A 1,073-nucleotide genomic window follows, 5' to 3' on the forward strand; every position below is an offset into this window, starting at 1 on the left:
AACCTACATAATCAATATAGCGTTTATCTTCAGCATCCGTTAGCCAAGCACCCTTACCTTCGCGAAAGAAAATAGGGTCGCCGCCTACACCTTTAAATGCTCGCACGGGTGAATTTACACCACCTGGAATATGTTGTTGGGCCTGAACAAAAAGGTCGTGATTGGTTTGCATGCTGTATTCCTAAAAGACGAATTCTAAAGATGTGCGATAATTCTAGCTCATATTGGCTAATGACTGATGATTATGAGCTTAAAATTTAGAATAGTAATAATAGTGACCATTATATTGTTGATTAACTTCGCTGCTGCGGGGTTCTTTATGGTGAAAAATGCCCGTCAAGCACTGGTTGCTGAAATGGAATCCAGTACTCAATTAGCGAGAGGCCTATTAATCAACGCCTTGCCAACATTACGTTTCGCTAATGATTTAAGTGATCGATTAACACTTATTGTGGATAGCGTTCGTGGCACTCGCCATATTAGAGCATGGTTTGAAGATATGGATGGTAGACCGTTGATTGGCCATGAAGAGAGTGCTCATTTTATTAATAAACCTGAGGCGCCAAATTGGTTTATCAAAATGATGAAACCGGAAGCAGTCGCATTTAAACGATTAATCACTAAGGGTAGTAAATCATATGGTTATTTGGTGGTTGAGTCTGATCCAAGTGATGAGGTGACTGAGGTATGGCGTGATATGCAAGTTATTCTCTGGCTAGGTTCGTTCTTTTTAATTTTGATTGTAGGGTTGGTTTATATAGCCTTGCGAGAAGGCTTAAAACCGTTAGAGTATTTGGCTGATGCATTAGGGCAATTAGAAAAAGGTGATTTTTCTGCGCGAGTTGAAACGTCGGTAGTAAAAGAATTAACGCCGATTCAAAATCGATTTAATCATATGGCGGGTGTTTTAGAAGGTGCAATGGCAGAGAATCATGAATTAGCTGAGAGCATGTTATCTGTACAAGAGGCGGAACGTAAAGATTTGGCACGCGAGCTGCACGATGAATTAGGCCCTTGTTTATTTGGAATCCGTGTTGATTTAGCAGATATTGAACGTATTGCCAGTGCACACG

Annotated in this window: 1 protein-coding gene and 1 pseudogene; one reads left to right on the forward strand and one right to left on the reverse strand. The window is 40.5% G+C overall.

Annotated elements, in window-relative coordinates:
• Window positions 1-172, reverse strand: a pseudogene (locus AC3AYF_RS21635) (aspartate aminotransferase family protein); the annotation flags it as partial.
• Window positions 173-238: 66 nt separating this feature from the next.
• Here AC3AYF_RS21635 and AC3AYF_RS21640 point away from each other — a divergent pair.
• Window positions 239-1,073 (forward strand): LapD/MoxY N-terminal periplasmic domain-containing protein (locus AC3AYF_RS21640; protein WP_487780525.1); only part of this gene is annotated, 835 nt, incomplete at its 3' end.

It is taken from the genome of Salinicola sp. (assembly GCF_982684285.1).